This is a genomic window from Prevotella sp. HCN-7019 (assembly GCF_037890215.1).
Taxonomy (GTDB): Bacteria; Bacteroidota; Bacteroidia; order Bacteroidales; family Bacteroidaceae; genus Prevotella.
Genome location: NZ_JBBKBO010000001.1, coordinates 630,473 through 646,721, shown reverse-complemented (window position 1 = coordinate 646,721; position 16,249 = coordinate 630,473). Strand labels below are relative to the sequence as shown.

Annotated in this window: 12 protein-coding genes; 8 read left to right on the top strand and 4 right to left on the bottom strand. The window is 47.4% G+C overall.

What is annotated here, in order from left to right; all coding sequences use genetic code 11:
- Positions 1–185 precede the first annotated feature (185 nt).
- Genes WKT13_RS02250 through WKT13_RS02240 form a run of 3 tightly spaced genes read left to right on the top strand, consistent with a single transcriptional unit; the run spans position 186 to position 4,058 of the window.
- Positions 186–1,154, top strand: coding sequence for a PCMD domain-containing protein (locus tag WKT13_RS02250; RefSeq protein ID WP_340322760.1), 969 nt, complete (start codon positions 186–188; stop codon positions 1,152–1,154).
- Positions 1,155–1,186: 32 nt separating this feature from the next.
- A complete protein-coding gene (locus tag WKT13_RS02245) occupies positions 1,187–2,368 on the top strand; it encodes a BamA/TamA family outer membrane protein (RefSeq protein WP_340322638.1) in 1,182 nt (393 codons plus the stop codon).
- On the top strand, positions 2,355–4,058 hold the full coding sequence (locus WKT13_RS02240; RefSeq protein WP_340322637.1) for a phosphoethanolamine transferase: 1,704 nt from the start codon (positions 2,355–2,357) through the stop codon (positions 4,056–4,058). Before WKT13_RS02245 ends, WKT13_RS02240 begins: the two co-directional genes overlap by 14 nt.
- A gap of 107 nt (positions 4,059–4,165) precedes the next feature.
- On the opposite strand, the gene WKT13_RS02235 is transcribed toward WKT13_RS02240, so the two are convergent.
- Genes WKT13_RS02235 through WKT13_RS02225 form a run of 3 tightly spaced genes read right to left on the bottom strand, consistent with a single transcriptional unit; the run spans position 4,166 to position 9,805 of the window.
- Positions 4,166–5,548, bottom strand: a complete 1,383-nt coding sequence (locus WKT13_RS02235) for an efflux transporter outer membrane subunit (protein ID WP_340322636.1) — start codon at positions 5,546–5,548, stop codon at positions 4,166–4,168.
- Positions 5,545–8,685, bottom strand: coding sequence for an efflux RND transporter permease subunit (locus tag WKT13_RS02230; RefSeq protein WP_340322635.1), 3,141 nt, complete (start codon positions 8,683–8,685; stop codon positions 5,545–5,547). Before WKT13_RS02230 ends, WKT13_RS02235 begins: the two co-directional genes overlap by 4 nt.
- 7 nt (positions 8,686–8,692) lie before the next feature.
- Positions 8,693–9,805, bottom strand: a complete 1,113-nt coding sequence (locus tag WKT13_RS02225; RefSeq protein ID WP_340322634.1) for an efflux RND transporter periplasmic adaptor subunit — start codon at positions 9,803–9,805, stop codon at positions 8,693–8,695.
- 260 nt (positions 9,806–10,065) lie between these two features.
- Here WKT13_RS02225 and WKT13_RS02220 point away from each other — a divergent pair, with 260 nt between their 5' ends.
- Positions 10,066–10,953, top strand: coding sequence for a helix-turn-helix domain-containing protein (locus tag WKT13_RS02220; RefSeq protein WP_340322633.1), 888 nt, complete (start codon positions 10,066–10,068; stop codon positions 10,951–10,953).
- 154 nt (positions 10,954–11,107) lie between these two features.
- Here the strand turns inward: WKT13_RS02220 and ruvB are convergent, their stop codons facing one another.
- Positions 11,108–12,142 (bottom strand): Holliday junction branch migration DNA helicase RuvB, encoded by a 1,035-nt coding sequence (gene ruvB, locus WKT13_RS02215; RefSeq protein ID WP_340322632.1) that lies wholly within the window; start codon positions 12,140–12,142, stop codon positions 11,108–11,110.
- A gap of 210 nt (positions 12,143–12,352) precedes the next feature.
- Here ruvB and coaD point away from each other — a divergent pair, with 210 nt between their 5' ends.
- The 4 genes from coaD (at position 12,353) to WKT13_RS02195 (ending at position 16,237) form a co-directional block, all read left to right on the top strand.
- Positions 12,353–12,811: a pantetheine-phosphate adenylyltransferase gene (gene coaD, locus WKT13_RS02210; protein WP_298618963.1), complete on the top strand. Its 459-nt coding sequence runs from the start codon at positions 12,353–12,355 to the stop codon at positions 12,809–12,811.
- 61 nt (positions 12,812–12,872) lie between these two features.
- Complete coding sequence (gene ybeY, locus WKT13_RS02205; RefSeq protein WP_298618964.1) at positions 12,873–13,286, top strand: rRNA maturation RNase YbeY; 414 nt, start codon at positions 12,873–12,875, stop codon at positions 13,284–13,286.
- Positions 13,287–13,471: 185 nt separating this feature from the next.
- Positions 13,472–15,352, top strand: coding sequence for a glycoside hydrolase family 13 protein (locus WKT13_RS02200; protein WP_340322631.1), 1,881 nt, complete (start codon positions 13,472–13,474; stop codon positions 15,350–15,352).
- A gap of 276 nt (positions 15,353–15,628) precedes the next feature.
- Positions 15,629–16,237: a YiiX/YebB-like N1pC/P60 family cysteine hydrolase gene (locus WKT13_RS02195; RefSeq protein ID WP_340322630.1), complete on the top strand. Its 609-nt coding sequence runs from the start codon at positions 15,629–15,631 to the stop codon at positions 16,235–16,237.
- Positions 16,238–16,249 lie beyond the last annotated feature (12 nt).

Below are 16,249 nucleotides of genomic sequence, written 5' to 3'. Positions count from 1 at the left end.
ACATTATTTGAAGACGGCTGTGTGGTGATAAATACCACACAGCCGTCTTTTCGTTAATAAAAAGCGCCATTTGTTAATATGTATAAAATATGCATATATAAAAACTGATTTCTTTATTTTGGTTTTCTCATTTCCATTAATTAACCTATATTTGCCGTCTGCAACTCACTAAAAATGATAAAATGATGAATCAAAGCCAACTGTCATCTGTGGTATTTGCAGCAGCTATTCTTTTCGGACCGCAAAGTTCCGTTACGGCTCAGAATAAGGAAAAGCTCATACCATTCGGTGACATGAATCATTGGGTAATCCGGAACATTAATGAATCGGCTGTTATTGGAGGAAACACGAAAACTCTGTATGAAATCGGACCGAATCAGACAATCAACGGTAACAAGCCATACCATAACACGGGTAACTCGCCATGGGCCACATCAAACGTTATGGCAAAGGTTATGGGAGTGGTAAAGACAAACTGTTCAGTAACCAGGGACAAACACGACAGCGGCTATTGTGCCAAGATGACAACACACATAGAAAGCGTGAAAGTGTTAGGTCTTATGAACATCAATGTGCTTGCCGCAGGCTCACTATTCCTCGGCAGTATGACAGAACCTATTACAAGTACTAAGGACGGCCCCAAAAGCCTCAACTGGGGTATCCCGTTTACAGAAAGACCAAAAGCTATAAAATATGATTATCGGGTAGCTGTATCCGGTGCAAAAAACAGAATAAAACAGACTGGATTCAGCAAGCCATCAAGCGTTCCCGGACAAGACTACGCTATAACTGTACTTGTTCTTCAGAAACGAACAGAAGATGCTAAGGGAAACATAACGGCAAAACGCGTAGGAACAATGGTTGTAAGATACGGTAGAAGTACCGGAGGATGGGTAAACGGCGCCACGTACGAAATAATGTACGGCGACATAAGAAACAATCCGAAATACAATGCCGACCTCATGGGCCTCAGACAATGTGACTACGCAAAGAACAGTCACGGAAAAAGTGTTCTTGTGAGAGAAACCGGTTGGGCTGATGCAGACGAAAAGCCGACTCATCTTGCACTCCAATTCTCTTCAAGTCACGGAGGAGCTTACATAGGAACGCCAGGAAACACATTCTGGGTTGATAATGTGAAACTTGTTTATTGACAGATATATATTTTTTTACACATGCAGGCACAATGAAGAAATTATTTATATCATTCGCGCTTACAGCTCTTTTTACAATACCAGTATTGGCTGCCGACAACCTCAAGCATATCGAAAACGATACTGTCAAAACAGTCATAGCAGACAGTACTGCCAAGAAAAAAGGATTCATAAACAAGATTCTTAACTACTTCAATGATGCGAACAAAACCGACTACAGCAAAAAATTCGATTTCAGCATCATAGGAGGACCGCATTATAGCACAGACACACAACTTGGTCTCGGACTCGTTGCGGCCGGACTATACCGTACCGACCGCAACGATACCATACTGCCTCCGTCCAACATGAGTCTCTTCGGCGATGTGTCTACCGTAGGATTCTACATGCTCGGAGTACGCGGACTGCACATATTCCCACACGACAAATATCGTCTGGACTACACATTGTATTTTTACTCATTCCCATGCAAATACTGGGGCATCGGTTATAACAACGGCAACAATGATGACAACGAAACCGACATGAAACGCTGGCAGGCACAAGCCAAAGCAAGTTTCATGTTTAGGGTCGCTCCAAATACATACATAGGTCCAATGCTGACATTCGATTTCATAGAAGGAAAGGATATCAAAAAACCGGAACTTCTTGAAGGAATGGACCGTATCACACGCAACACAGGAGTTGGTCTTACATTCGTTTACGATTCTCGTGATGTCACCACAAATCCCAAACGTGGATTTTATGTTAATCTTTCACAGTGTTTCCGTCCGAAGTTTCTCGGCAACGACCATGCCTTCGCCACAACAGACCTGCGTTTCAACGCCTACCGTCGCGTCTGGAAAGGAGGCGTAATAGCCGGAGACATGCGCAGTCAGTTCAACTTCGGTAACCCATCATGGGGTATGATGGCATTGCTCGGCAACTCCTATTCCATGCGTGGCTACTACGAAGGACGCTATCGCGACAAGCACAAAATAGAAGCACAGGCCGAATTGCGCCAGCACATCTGGAAGCGCAACAGTGTCGTGGCATGGGTGGGAGCCGGAACTGTATTCGACAAATTCAGCTCCATGCGAATGTCTCATGTACTGCCCAACTTCGGCATCGGCTACCGTTGGGAATTCAAGAAAGACGTTAACGTTCGCCTTGATTACGGATTCGGCAAAGGCGGACAGTCAGGATTCATATTCAATATAAATGAAGCATTTTAAAAAAACATACGATATCTGCACGTCACCGCACGTGCTGTTCACAGCCACTATCATAGCTCTGGCACTGCCAAACATTGTACTTGCGTTCACCGAAAGTGTATCGTTTACCACACGCATCGCAAATGTTATCCTTCCTGTCGCGGTTTATTGGTTTCTGATGACTCTCAGCCGTAAGACCGGGAAAATGGTATGGATACTCTTTCCGTTAATATTCTTCGCCGCATTCCAGATGGTATTACTCTACCTATTTGGGCGCTCGGTCATCGCGGTCGACATGTTTCTCAACCTTGTGACCACCAATCCCGGTGAAGCCACCGAACTGCTCAACAATCTGCTTCCGGCTGTAGCAGGCGTCATTGTGGTATACCTTCCATTACTCGTATTCGCCATATGCTCGATGAAAGCCCGTAGCGCACTATCCGGAACATTCATAAAAGCACAGCGCAAATACAGTGTCATCGGTATTGTTGTCGGAGTGATAAGTCTTAATGTCTGTATTTTCACAGACAAATATTTCAAGACTGAGAACGACATCTATCCCGTCAATGTGTGCTACAATCTCGTACTTGCAATAGAGCGCTCCAATGCCACGGCAAAATATGAGCAGACATCAGCAGGATTCTCCTTCAATGCCAGCTCCGTACATCCTGCAGACAGCAGCGAGGTTTATGTTCTTGTCATTGGCGAAACGGCGCGTGCCGCCAGCTTCGGCATCTATGGCTACAACCGCGACACCACTCCACTCATGAAACACATACCCGGGCTTACAGCCTTCAACCATGCTCTCACACAGTCGAACACAACACACAAAAGCGTTCCGATGTTGCTTTCTGCCGCCGACGCCAGCAACTACGACCGCATCTACCGTGAGCGCAGCATCATCACCGCCTTCCGCGAAGCAGGCTTCCACACGGCATTCTTCTCCAATCAGAAACCCAATCATTCATTCATCGACATCTTCGGAATGGAAGCGAACGACTGGAAATTTATCAAAAACGGGCCGCAGGGCGCATCAAACACTCCGGACGAAGAATTACTACCGCTCATAGCAAAAAAGCTGTCAGAAGGCCATAAAAAGCTATTTATCGTCATTCATACGTACGGCTCGCACTTCAATTATCGCGAACGCTACCCAGCATCCATGGCATTCTTCAAACCAGACAATGCCACAGAGGCAAAAGCAGTCAACCGTCCACAGCTCATTAATGCCTACGACAACACCATAAGACAGACCGACCGTCTGCTTGCCGAAATAATATCCATGCTCGGAAAAAGCGGCGCAATGTCGGCCATGCTCTACACATCCGACCATGGTGAGAACATCTTCGACGACAGTCGCAAGCTATTCCTGCACGCATCGCCCGTGCCTTCATACTACGATCTTCACGTGCCATTCATTGTATGGACATCACAGTCTTATATAACAGAATTCCCAAACATTACAAAAAGTCTGACGACCAACAGGACAAAAGACGTTGAAAACAGTGTTACAACATTCCACACAATGCTCCATCTTGCAGGTATAAAGACAAAATACCGTCGCGACAGCCTGTCGGTGGCAAGCAGACACTACTTCTCCGGGCGCCGCCACTATCTCAACGATCACAACCTTCCTGTTACACTTGACAAAACCGGTATGAACGATGAAGATTTTGAAATGTTCCGACTTAAAGGTATTAACGGCATATAATATCCATCGACATAATAAAATCGGAGCTGTACAGGAATTCCTGTACAGCCCCTTGCAGTGAATACACTGCGAACCTACTGCTATGAAAATTAAAAAAAGGATTTTCATCATTCACACCCGCCACCTAAGGCGCTGTAAAGATTCACTATTGCTTCACAGCGTGTATATATATCTGTTATCACACTGAGACGTGCGTTAAGCAGACTTTGCCGTGCAGACAACAGTTCAAGATAAGTGGCATTACCCGTAAGATACAGTTTCTCAGAAGTCACCACCGTACGTTCAAGTTCCTCACACTGTCTGCTATGACTCTCCACACTGCGCTGTGCTGACTCAGCCGCATACAGATAATTGTTCACTTCCTGCCCGGCATCAAGCAACGTCTGTTTGTATTCGATCAATGCTATTTGTTGTTCATCCTTAGCCACACGCAGATTGGATACCAGTTTTCCACGATTGAATATCGGTTGGGTGAGCGATGCCAATGCCGAGAGAATCCAGTTTCCCGGATCCATCACTGCCTGTCCTGCCGAATTTGTCCAACCTGCACTTCCCGATAATGTCAAACTCGGATAAAAAGCAGATCTTGCCTGATTTGTAGAATAGTATGCCGAGGCGAGAGTCATTTCTGCCTGCACAACATCAGGTCTTTTCGACAACAGACTTACAGGCAGCCCTATGCCAAGCTGTTCTGGCATCCGTTGATCGCAGAGCCGGCCTCGTTCAATATGACGTGATGTCATACCCAATAATGTGCACAGAGCATCCTCCGCCTCACGTTGCTGCCTTAACAGGTCGTTGTGCTTAGCCTCAAGCTCACATACATTTGCACGTGCCTGCGTAAGTGCATTTTCAGTTTCCTCTCCCACTTTCAGTTTAGCTTCTATGGTACGCACCTGCTCACGCCATATATCAAGTGTCGAACTGCTTATTTCTATCTGGCTGTCAAGCGAAAGTAGAGCATAATAGTCAATGGCTATCATTGCTATCAGTTGCGAACGTACTGCTTGTTGATAAGCTTTCTGTTGCAATAGTGAAGACTGACTGCCCTTTTTAGCATTGCGAAGGTTACCGAATAGATCAACCTCCCAGCTGGCCTCAACCGGCAATTCATAAGTCTTCGAAGGTTTGTTCCCGTCAATAGATGTCAGAGAACCTTGCGGAGAAAGTGAAAATGACGGAAGAAAAGCCAGTTTGGCAGCCTTAAGCTGGGCCTGAGCCTGATCCACACGCAACATGGCCACAAGCAGATCGGTGTTGTTGGACAAACCGTAATCTATCAGTTCCTGAAGGTGTCCGTCTTGAAAGAGTTGCCGCCAAGGCATACTTCCCAGCGAAAACGTATCAGTCGTCTTCAACGATTCCTGTACGGCATCACGATATAGACTGTCAACAGGCAGACCATCGGGACGCTGATACGTGCCGTAAATACCACAGCCACTAATCACAAAGCAGCAAATCATCAAATATACACAATGTATTTTTTTCATAATTTTCTTTCCTTTTTACGTTTACCCATCACACGTTCCTCCACATACTGGAATACGATGAAGAAAGCCGGAGTTATGAATAGCAGAGCCACTGTACCGATCAGCATTCCGCCCACCACGCCTACTCCGAGCGATCGATTGCCGTTTGCTCCCACACCAGAGGCAAACATCAGCGGTAACATGCCAAATACCATTGTAAGGGCTGTCATCAATATAGGACGGAAACGCACTGATGCCGCACTTATGGCCGCCTGCGAAAGTGACATTCCGTTTCTGCGACGTTCCGTGGCATATTCAGTTATGAGAATAGCAGTCTTTGATAATAACCCAATAAGCATTATCAAACCGGTCTGGAGATAAATGTTATTCTCAAGTCCCCAGAGACGGGCGAAAAAGAAACTTCCTGCAAGTCCAAACGGCACAGACATGATGACGGCCATTGGTACAAACAGACTTTCGTAAAGAGCACACAGGATAAGATATATGAAAAGCACACATATACAGTATATTATCACCGTATCATGAGATCCAGCCATCTGAGCTTCCTCACGCGTCATACCTGAGAACTCGTAACCGTAACCCGTAGGCAAAGCCTGCGCCGCCACTTCCTTGACTGCATTTATGACGTCACCCGAACTATAGCCGTCGGCAGGCATACCCTGTACGTTGATGGCTGAGAAAAGATTAAATCTCGTCAACGATTCCGAACCATAAGTCTTGGTTAATGTCACAAACTGGCTTACCGGAGCCATTCCTCCAGACGTCTTTACATAAATGTTATCAAGAGCCTGCATATTCTTACGGCTGTCTGACGGAGCTTGTATTATCACACGATAGAGCTTTGTAAACCTATTGAAGTTTGAAGCATATATACTTCCGAAATATCCTGATAACGTATTAATAACATCTTCTGTCGTGATACCAGCTCTCTGACACTGAACCTCGTCAATGTCAACCCTGTATTGCGGGAATTTCGAACTGAATGATGTGAATGCCATCTTTATTTCCGGACGCTTGTTGAGCGCCACAATAAAATCGTCAGTCACCTTGCTCAGTTCTTCCGTTCCCTTGCCACTACGGTCCTGTATATACATCTCAAAACTGTTACCAGTACCGTAGCCTGCGATCATAGGCGGTGAGAACACAAATATGGTGGCATTCTTGATACCAGCCGTACGACGGTAAATCTCGTTACTTATGGCATCGACACTGTTCTCCTTGCCCTTACGTTCATCCCAGTGTTTCAGCTTCACGATGAACATACCATGAGAAGCACCACTTCCGGAACCCATACCGAAGCCTGCCACCTTATTGAAATTCTCTATCTGTGGTATCTCTTTCAATTCTTTTTCCACACGCCCCATTATCTCGGCTGTCTCTGCAAGCGTGCTACCGGCCGGAGCATCAAGACTCACGAATATTGAGCCGGTGTCCTCCGACGGCACAAGGCCGGTCTTCGTTGTTGACATCAGATAGAACAACAAAACAGAGACAAGACCCAATGATGTCCAGGCAATCCATTTGCGTTTGACAAAGAATTTTACACCTTTCTTGTATTTCAAGACAATACGACTGAAAGCCGCGTCGAAGGCCATACGAAAACGTGTGGAAAATTCGGGACGGCGACCATCCACAATCTCCTCGTTCGGACGTAATATAAGAGCACACAGCGCAGGTGAGAGCGTAAGAGCGTTTACAGCAGATATGCCTACAGCCACGGCCATTGTCACACCGAACTGGGTGTAAAATACACCCGAAGTGCCTCCCATGAACGTCACAGGCACAAACACTGCCATAAACACAAGTGTTGAAGTCACGATGGCCGAAGATATGTTGCTCATAGCGTCAACAGCAGCCTTGTATGCCGAGCGATAACCTTCATCAAAACGAGTCTGCACTGCCTCCACCACAATTATGGCATCATCCACAATTGTTCCGATGGCAAGCACAAGAGCGAAGAGCGTGAGCAGGTTTATGCTGAATCCGGCAACATAAAGCGCCGCAAATGTTCCTATGAGAGAAACAAAGATGCTTATAGTAGGAATGAGAGTTGAACGTGGATTCTGTAAGAACACATAAACCACCAGCACTACCAATACAATGGCTTCAAGCAAAGTCTTTATCACTTCGTTTATAGATGCATCAAGGAAGTTCTTCGTACTCATAAGTTCCACCACCTCCACATCATCTGGCAACGACGACTTCAACTCTTCCAGATACTCGTTTATGCTGGTTATTATTTCGTTAGCATTAGTACCTGCCGTCTGATTTATCATACATGTCGTGCCAGGCGCTCCGTTCACGGCCCCTGTGTATGTATAGCTCTGAGAGCCAAGTTCCACAGTTGCGATGTCTTTCAGCCTCACTACCCTTCCATCATCATAGGATCTGATGATAATATCCTCGAACTCCTTTTCCTTCTCAAGACGTCCACGATATTTCAGCGTGTACTGATACACATTTTTAGAATCTTCACCTATCGAACCTATCGAAGCCTCGATGTTCTGAGTTGACAGCGCGACCTCCACATCCGAGGGTTCAAGTTCGTACTGGGCCATTACGTCCGGTTTCAACCATATACGCATCGCGTAGTCGCCACCCATGACATTCACTTCGCCCACTCCTGATATACGCTGCAGTTGCGGCTTCACGTTGATGTTGAGATAATTGGTAAGGAATGTTTCGTCGTAAGTGCCCTTAGGACTGTACAGACCAAATATCATCAGCATGCTACTCTGTCTTTTCATCGTCGTCACACCACCCTTCGTCACCTCTGCCGGCAACAGCGATGTCGCTGTCGATACCTTATTCTGCACATTCACAGCAGCCATGTCCGGATCTGTGCCCTGCTTGAAATACACCGTTATCTGCGCACTACCAGTGTTACTGGCCGTAGAAGTCATATAGGTCATGTTTTCCACACCATTTATTGACTCCTCCAAAGGCACTATCACACTTTTCTGCACAGCCTCCGCATTGGCGCCGCTATAAGTGGCTGAGACACTTATAGTCGGCGGTGCAATGTCAGGATACTGCTCCACTGACAGCGCGTAAAGTCCTATCAACCCGGCGACAAGTATCACCACCGATATGACCATCGACAAGATTGGACGGTCTATAAATTTCTGAAGCTTCATAGGTTATTTATCTTTTTTGGGTTTCGGAAGAACTCACCACCGTTCCGTCTTTCAGCAGTCCAGCACCTTCTGAAACTATCACATCTCCCTGCCGAAGACCTTCTTCCACCACATATTCCTTTCCATCGTTTATTTCAAATACTTTTATCGGTGTCGAAACCGCCTTACCATGGATCACTTTATATACAAACACCTTGTCCTGAAGTTCATAAATGGCTTCCTGAGGTATCACGATACAGCCGCGGCGGTCGTAAGGCACAACCACATTCACTTGGGCCCCACTCATTATCCTGCGTCCGCTGTTCTCAAACACGGCGCGCACACTCACCGTTCCGGTAGTCTTGTCCACGATGCCACTGAGCACATCTACCTTGCCTTTTTTGTCGTACACCGACCCGTCGCTCAATTCAAGCGACACTTCCGGAAAAGAACTTATCGCTTTGTCAAGTGAACCATACTGAGATGTGAGAGAGAGCACCTGTTTCTCGGTAAGAGAAAAGTATGCATATATCACCGAATTGTCCGACACACGTATGAGCGGCTCTGTCATTGAAGCGTCAACCAGTGCTCCAACACGGAACGACGTCATACCAGCATATCCATCCACCGGACTTTTAACTTCGGTGTAAGACAGATTGTTCAATGCATCGGTCAGTTCAGCCTTTGCCTGGTTCAAGGCTGCCAGCGCACTCTTATAACTGTTCTGTGCCGTACGTAGTTCAAAGTCAGAGATAACTTTGTCTGCATACAACGACTGTTTGCCTTCCAGTGTCTGCTTTGATGTAGCCTCATTGGCTTCTGCCGTGGCTACAGATGCACGGGCCTTTGTAACAGCCGCACGGTAAGGAACTTGGTCTATCACAAACAGCACCTGTCCCTTACGCACGCGTGCACCTTCTTTAACGCGCACTTCCATTATCTTTCCGGAAACCTGCGGACGTACTTCTACATCTTGACGACCTTCCGTCACAGCTGAATACTTGACGGACAATGTACGGTTTTCCGTCTTAAGCGTCATGAGCGGATAGTCACCTCCTGAAGCAATCTTTCCGTCGGAACCGTTGCGGCAACCAGTCAAAAACGAAAGACTGCACAGAATCAAAATCAATCTCAGTTTCATATCATTCTTTTGTATTTGTGTTATTAACGCCGCAAAAATAGCCACACAGAATTACGGTCTCTTGTAAAATGGGATTAATGATTTGTTCATATAAGACATTATTAAGACAAATTTGTAATTAGTATGTCTATTTATCTTACATAATTGTCTAAAAAGGACACTTATATTTATCTTTGCACATACATTTTGCACAAAAACAAACATAAAGACACTTCAGCATACGGTATGGGTATCATACTGAGACAACAAAAAGACACATTATGACAACAAAGGAACTGATGCCGAAATTTCCGCCGGCATGTTATGTCAACAAACACATTCTCATCGTCAATCCCAAAGAGTTCAGAAGACTTGAGGGCGTTACGATAAACAACAGCAGAATCTTCATGATGGTGTGCAGCGGGGAAATGGACATATTACTCAATGGAGAGGAGTGCATAGCCGGAAGCGGCATGTTCTTCGACTGCATAGACACTACAACAATACATATAAAACGCTGCGACAGCAGTCTTAGGGCGTGGTGCGTAATGGTGACTTTCGAATTTGCACGACAGTCGCTGAAGAACATGCGGCCAGTGCCTTTCGACCATCTTGGTAAACCTATAATAACGAAAAACATGTCGCTGTCGCCGAAATCCACAGCCATCATTGAACAACAGCTAACCCTGCTTGCTTCAGCCGTAGCCAACAAAGAACATTTTTATCATAAGGAACTGAGCGAGCTGTTCTACAAAAGTTTCTGTCTGGAACTGGGCAATGCCATAATGGCTTCTTCACAAACAAAAGACAAACCGGAAACAAAGCTGAGCCGTAAGGACTTTGCAACACTTAATTTCATGAAGCTCGTCACAAAGCATTTTGCACGCGAACACAGCATAGGATTCTACGCCCAGGAACTCAACGTGTCACCCAAGCATCTGGCTAGAATGGTGAAAGAACTTACTGGAAAGACTCCACACAACATAATATGTGACGAGCTAACACACGAGGCTATGGCTCTTCTAGAAGACGACAGAATGTCGGTTAGAAGTATATCCGAACGTCTTTGTTTCTCCGACCAAGCTGCATTCTGCAAATTTTTCAAAAAACAAATAGGCATATCACCAATGGAATACAGAATGAAAAGCAAGACATTCGAGAAGGAATAAGGCGACAATCATGCTGCCTATGCAACAACAACACGAAAAACAACACAGTAGAACCAAGACGCAATAAAAAAACATAACCTCACCACATACGAAATGCCTGCGGAAGAATTCAAACATCTTCCGCGGGCATTTCTCTATTTATCATACACTGTTCTCAGTCGAACAGATGCGGCTCCATGATGTTTCCTTTGTAAGGGTTGCGGCCGAGATGCTCGTAGGCAAGCGGCGTCACCACACGTCCACGCGGCGTACGCTTGATAAATCCCTCCATTATGAGGAACGGCTCATATACTTCCTCCACCGTACCGGCATCCTCGCCGATGGCCGTGGCAATGGTAGAGACACCCACCGGACCGCCTCTGAACTTGTCGATAATGGTGAGCAGTATTTTGTTGTCCGTCTCGTCCAGACCGTAACGGTCTATGTTGAGCGCGGCGAGCGACATGCTTGCTATTGCCGTGTCGATGCGTCCGGTGCCGCGTACCTGCGCAAAATCACGCACACGACGCAGCAGCGCATTGGCTATACGAGGCGTACCGCGTGAGCGGCTTGCTATCTCCACGGCTGCATCGTAGTCGATGGGCACGTTCAGAATGCTTGCCGAGCGACGTATTATCTTCACGAGCGTCTCCGGTTCATAATATTCCAGATGCAGGTTTATACCGAAACGGGCGCGCAACGGTGCCGTAAGCAGACCACTGCGGGTTGTTGCTCCCACAAGCGTGAACGGATTGAGATCTATCTGTATCGAGCGTGCCGAAGGACCTTTGTCTATCATTATATCAATGCGATAGTCTTCCATTGCCGAGTACAGATATTCTTCGACAACAGGCGACAGACGGTGTATCTCGTCGATGAACAGCACATCGCGCGGCTCAAGCGATGTAAGTATGCCGGCCAGATCGCCGGGTTTATCGAGCACCGGACCGCTGGTGAGCTTGAATCCCACGCCCAGCTCGTTGGCAATGATATTGCTCAGAGTGGTCTTTCCCAATCCCGGAGGACCGTGCAGCAACGTATGGTCGAGCGGCTCGCCGCGATATTTGGCAGCCTCGACAAACACTTCAAGGTTCTCCACCACCTTCTGCTGGCCGCTGAAGTCGGAGAAGCGCAACGGACGCAGTGCGTTCTCGAACTCCTTTTCGCCCGAGACCGCACCTTCCTGTCTTATGTCAAAATCGTCTGTCATTATAATCGCTGTCGTTTAATGATGTATGCTGAATAACGCAAATAAATGGAAAGCGAAAAGAATATCCATTTTTCAATTTCCCGAGTGCAGCTATATCATATGCAAAGATACTGCAAAAATCTGATTTCACTTAACATAAAGCCACTTTAATTTGGCGTGTTTCATAGAAAATATGTATTTTTGCAATATATATCAAACGACAGCTGACTAATGAAAACAGGACTATTCGCAGGCAGTTTCGACCCGTTCACCATCGGCCACATGTCGGTAGTGAAACGTGCGTTGCCACTGTTCGACAGACTGATAATAGGCATTGGCGTGAACGAACACAAGCAGTGCATGATGACACCATTGGAACGCAAGGAAGCCATAGAACGACTCTTCGAGGATGAGGAGGACGTGGTGGTGATGACATACTCGGGACTCACGGCCGACTTCGCACGCACCATGGGCGCGGCATACATTGTGAAGGGAGTGCGCAGCGTGAGAGACTTCGAGGCCGAACGCGAACAGGCAGACATCAACCGCATGCTCACCGGAGTGGAGACAATACTGCTTCCGGCTGAACCGGGACTCGACAGCGTGAGTTCTACGGTGGTAAGAGAGTTGTCGCACTTCGGAAAGGACGTATCGTCACTGCTGCCACGTAAGGGCGACCTTGACGACTGAGCCGGCGGAACAAACCAGCACGGCCATACGCAACATATTGAAATTTATTAAAAACCAGACTATGATATCTTATAATACCGACGGCGTGGAAATGCCGAAAATAAAGAAAAGAGCCGTCACCTCATGGATAAGGGCTGTGGCCGCCACCTACGGCAAGCGCGTGGGTGACGTGGGCTACATGTTCGTGAACGATGAAAAGATACTCGAAGTGAACCGCGAATATCTGGGACACGACTATTACACAGACGTCATAACCTTCGACTACGACGAGGACGACATCGTAAGCGGCGACATAGTAATTTCGCTCGACACCGTGCGCTCCAACGCAGAGCAGTTCGGAAAAAGCTATGAGGAGGAACTGCACAGAGTAATCATACACGGCATTCTGCACCTTTGCGGCATCAATGACAAGGGACCGGGCGAGCGTGAGATAATGGAACGCGCCGAGAACCGCGCTCTGTCGATGATGATATGAAACTAACAGAAGACGGAAACGCCGAAACACAATCCGACAAACATGGATGCAGGCATAGAGACATAAACAACAAACCGTATGTCCGCATCCACGTTTTTTTATGAAACGCGTCGCCCCAACAGCAACACCGACCCGCCACTACACCAACAGTCAACGTGATTTACTTTAAAATAATCAAAATACCCATGAAAAGAATTATTTTACCATTAAGTCTGATTCTATGCGTCATGACAATCCACGCCGCAGTCAAAATCGACCGTATAGACCCTGCAAACTGGTTTGTCGGAATGAAAAACACCTCGTTACAGCTCATGGTTTACGGTGAAAACATACGCCAGGCCTACGTTACAACAGACTATGACGGAGTGAAAATCGACAGTATAGTGCGCCTCGACAGTCCAAATTATCTGCTTGTTTATCTCAACCTCGAAGGAGTGAGACCCGGAGAGATGACCCTCAACTTCAAGAACGGCAAGGCAGTAAAGAAAGTAAAATACGAACTGAAGGCACGCGAGAAACGCGGTGAGGAGCGCACGGGATTCACCAACGCCGACGTGCTATACATGCTCATGCCCGACCGTTTCGCCGACGGTAACCCTGACAACAACGACATAAAAGGCATGAACCCTTACAAGACCGACCGCTCGCAGCCCAACCAGCGCCACGGCGGCGACCTTGAAGGCATACGCCGCCACCTCGACTACTTCAAGGAGCTGGGCGTGACCGCATTGTGGTTCACGCCGGTACTTGAGAACAACTCACCCGGAGGATCATACCACGGATACGCCACAACCGATTACTACCGCGTGGATCCGCGCTTCGGAACAAACGACGAATACTACCGGCTGACAGACGAGGCCCACGCCAAGGGACTGAAAATCGTAATGGACATGATATTCAACCACTGCGGATTCGAACATCCGTGGATAAACGACATGCCATCGAAAGACTGGCTCAACACTCCCGAATGGCTTTACGACCGAAAAGATAAGACCAAAGCCGAAGTGAACAGAAAATATATGCAGACCACCTACAAACTGACACCTACCGTAGATCCTTATGCAAGCGCTATCGATCTCAAGGAAACAGTCGATGGATGGTTCGTGCCGTCTATGCCCGACCTCAACCAGAGGAACCCGCATGTCATAAGATATCTCATACAGAACAGCATATGGTGGATTGAGACAGTAGGTATAGACGGCATACGCATGGACACATATCCTTACGCCGACGCCGGCGCGATGGCTCTGTGGATGAAAACGATGGACGAGGAATATCCCAACTTCAACGTCGTGGGAGAGACATGGGTAAGCGATCCGCCATATACGGCCGCATGGCAGAAAGACTCGAAAATATCGCAAAGAAACAGCTATCTGAAAACAGTAATGGACTTCAGCTTCCACGCAAAGATTAATCAGGCCAAGTACGAGGACACCGACGGTTCAGGCAACGGTATGAACCGTATCTACGAAAACTTCGTTTACGACTATCTTTATCCCGATCCGTCGAGCGTGATGGCATTCGTCGAGAACCACGACACAGACCGCTTCCTCGGCAACGGACGCGACACAGCGGCACTCAAACAGGCAATGGCCATACTGCTGACCGTTAAAAGAATACCGCAGCTGTACTACGGCACGGAGATTCTAATGAACGGCACCAAGGAGAAAACTGACGGCTACGTGCGCAAGGACTTCCCTGGAGGATTTCCCGGCGACGACCACAACGCCTTCACCACCGGAGGCCGCACGCCGGAAGAGAACGCCATGTTCACGTGGCTGAGCCGTCTGCTCCACTGGCGACAGGGAAACGACGTGATAACAAAGGGCTCACAGACACAGTTCATACCTTACAACGGAGTTTATGTCATAGCACGCCGATACAACAGCAAAAACGTAATGACCGTGGTCAACGGCACCGGCAGGACAACAGTGTTTGCCGTAAAGCGCTATGCCGAAGTGATCGGAAACAACACAGAAGCCAAGGACGTGCTGACGGACAGAACCGTGTCGCTGACAGACGACACACAGCTTGAACCACGGAAGGTGATGATTCTCGAGTTCTGATATCAGCCTGTTACGGATACAGACATACAGAAAGCGCGACGTGGAACATTCCACGTCGCGCTTTCTCTTGTAATTCTTAAATATATACATCGAACAGCTAACGGGAATCCGCCATTTTGTTGTGATATATTAACAACATACATTAGTAAATTGTTTTTTTTACTTATATTTGTAAAATACTGAATGTGGATCGGCACAGGCGGATACCGATTATAAAAGCTTACAATCCTTGCCGTGATGCACACTCCCATCATATATCGTACAACACGACATCTTATGAAAAACTTCATGCTCACAATCATAATGACCACAGCCCTACTCGCCTCGTGCACAGAGACGGGATTTGTGAGCATTCTGCCCAAAGACTGCCGGCTGAAGGCAGGCGATCTGGTATTCCGACGTGGCAACGGACTAACGAGCCATGCGGTCCTTATGGCAGACCGGAACGGCAACTACTCGCATGTGGGAATAGTGGTGGACTCGTGCGGTACGATGATGGTGGTGCATGCAGTGCCCGACGAACCCGACTTCAAAGGCGATGTGGACCGCGTGAAAATGGAGACACCCGAAAAGTTCTTTCTCTCCATCAATGCCAAAACGGGCGAGGTGAAAAGACTAAGAGGTGATACGGCAACAGCTGCCAGAGCCGCGCGGCACGCAGTAGAGATATACCGGCGCGGCACTCTGTTCGACCACGAGTACGACGACTCCGACACCACCCGTATGTACTGCTGCGAACTGATAGAGCATGTCTACAGAACTGCCGGACTACCGATAGCCGGCAGTAAAAGACACGACATAAGATTGCCCGGCCTCAAACTGAGATGCATACTGCCGTCCGACCTTTGCAAAAGCGAAAAATTTGAGAGAATAATCTATTTCTAAACATAACTTTAT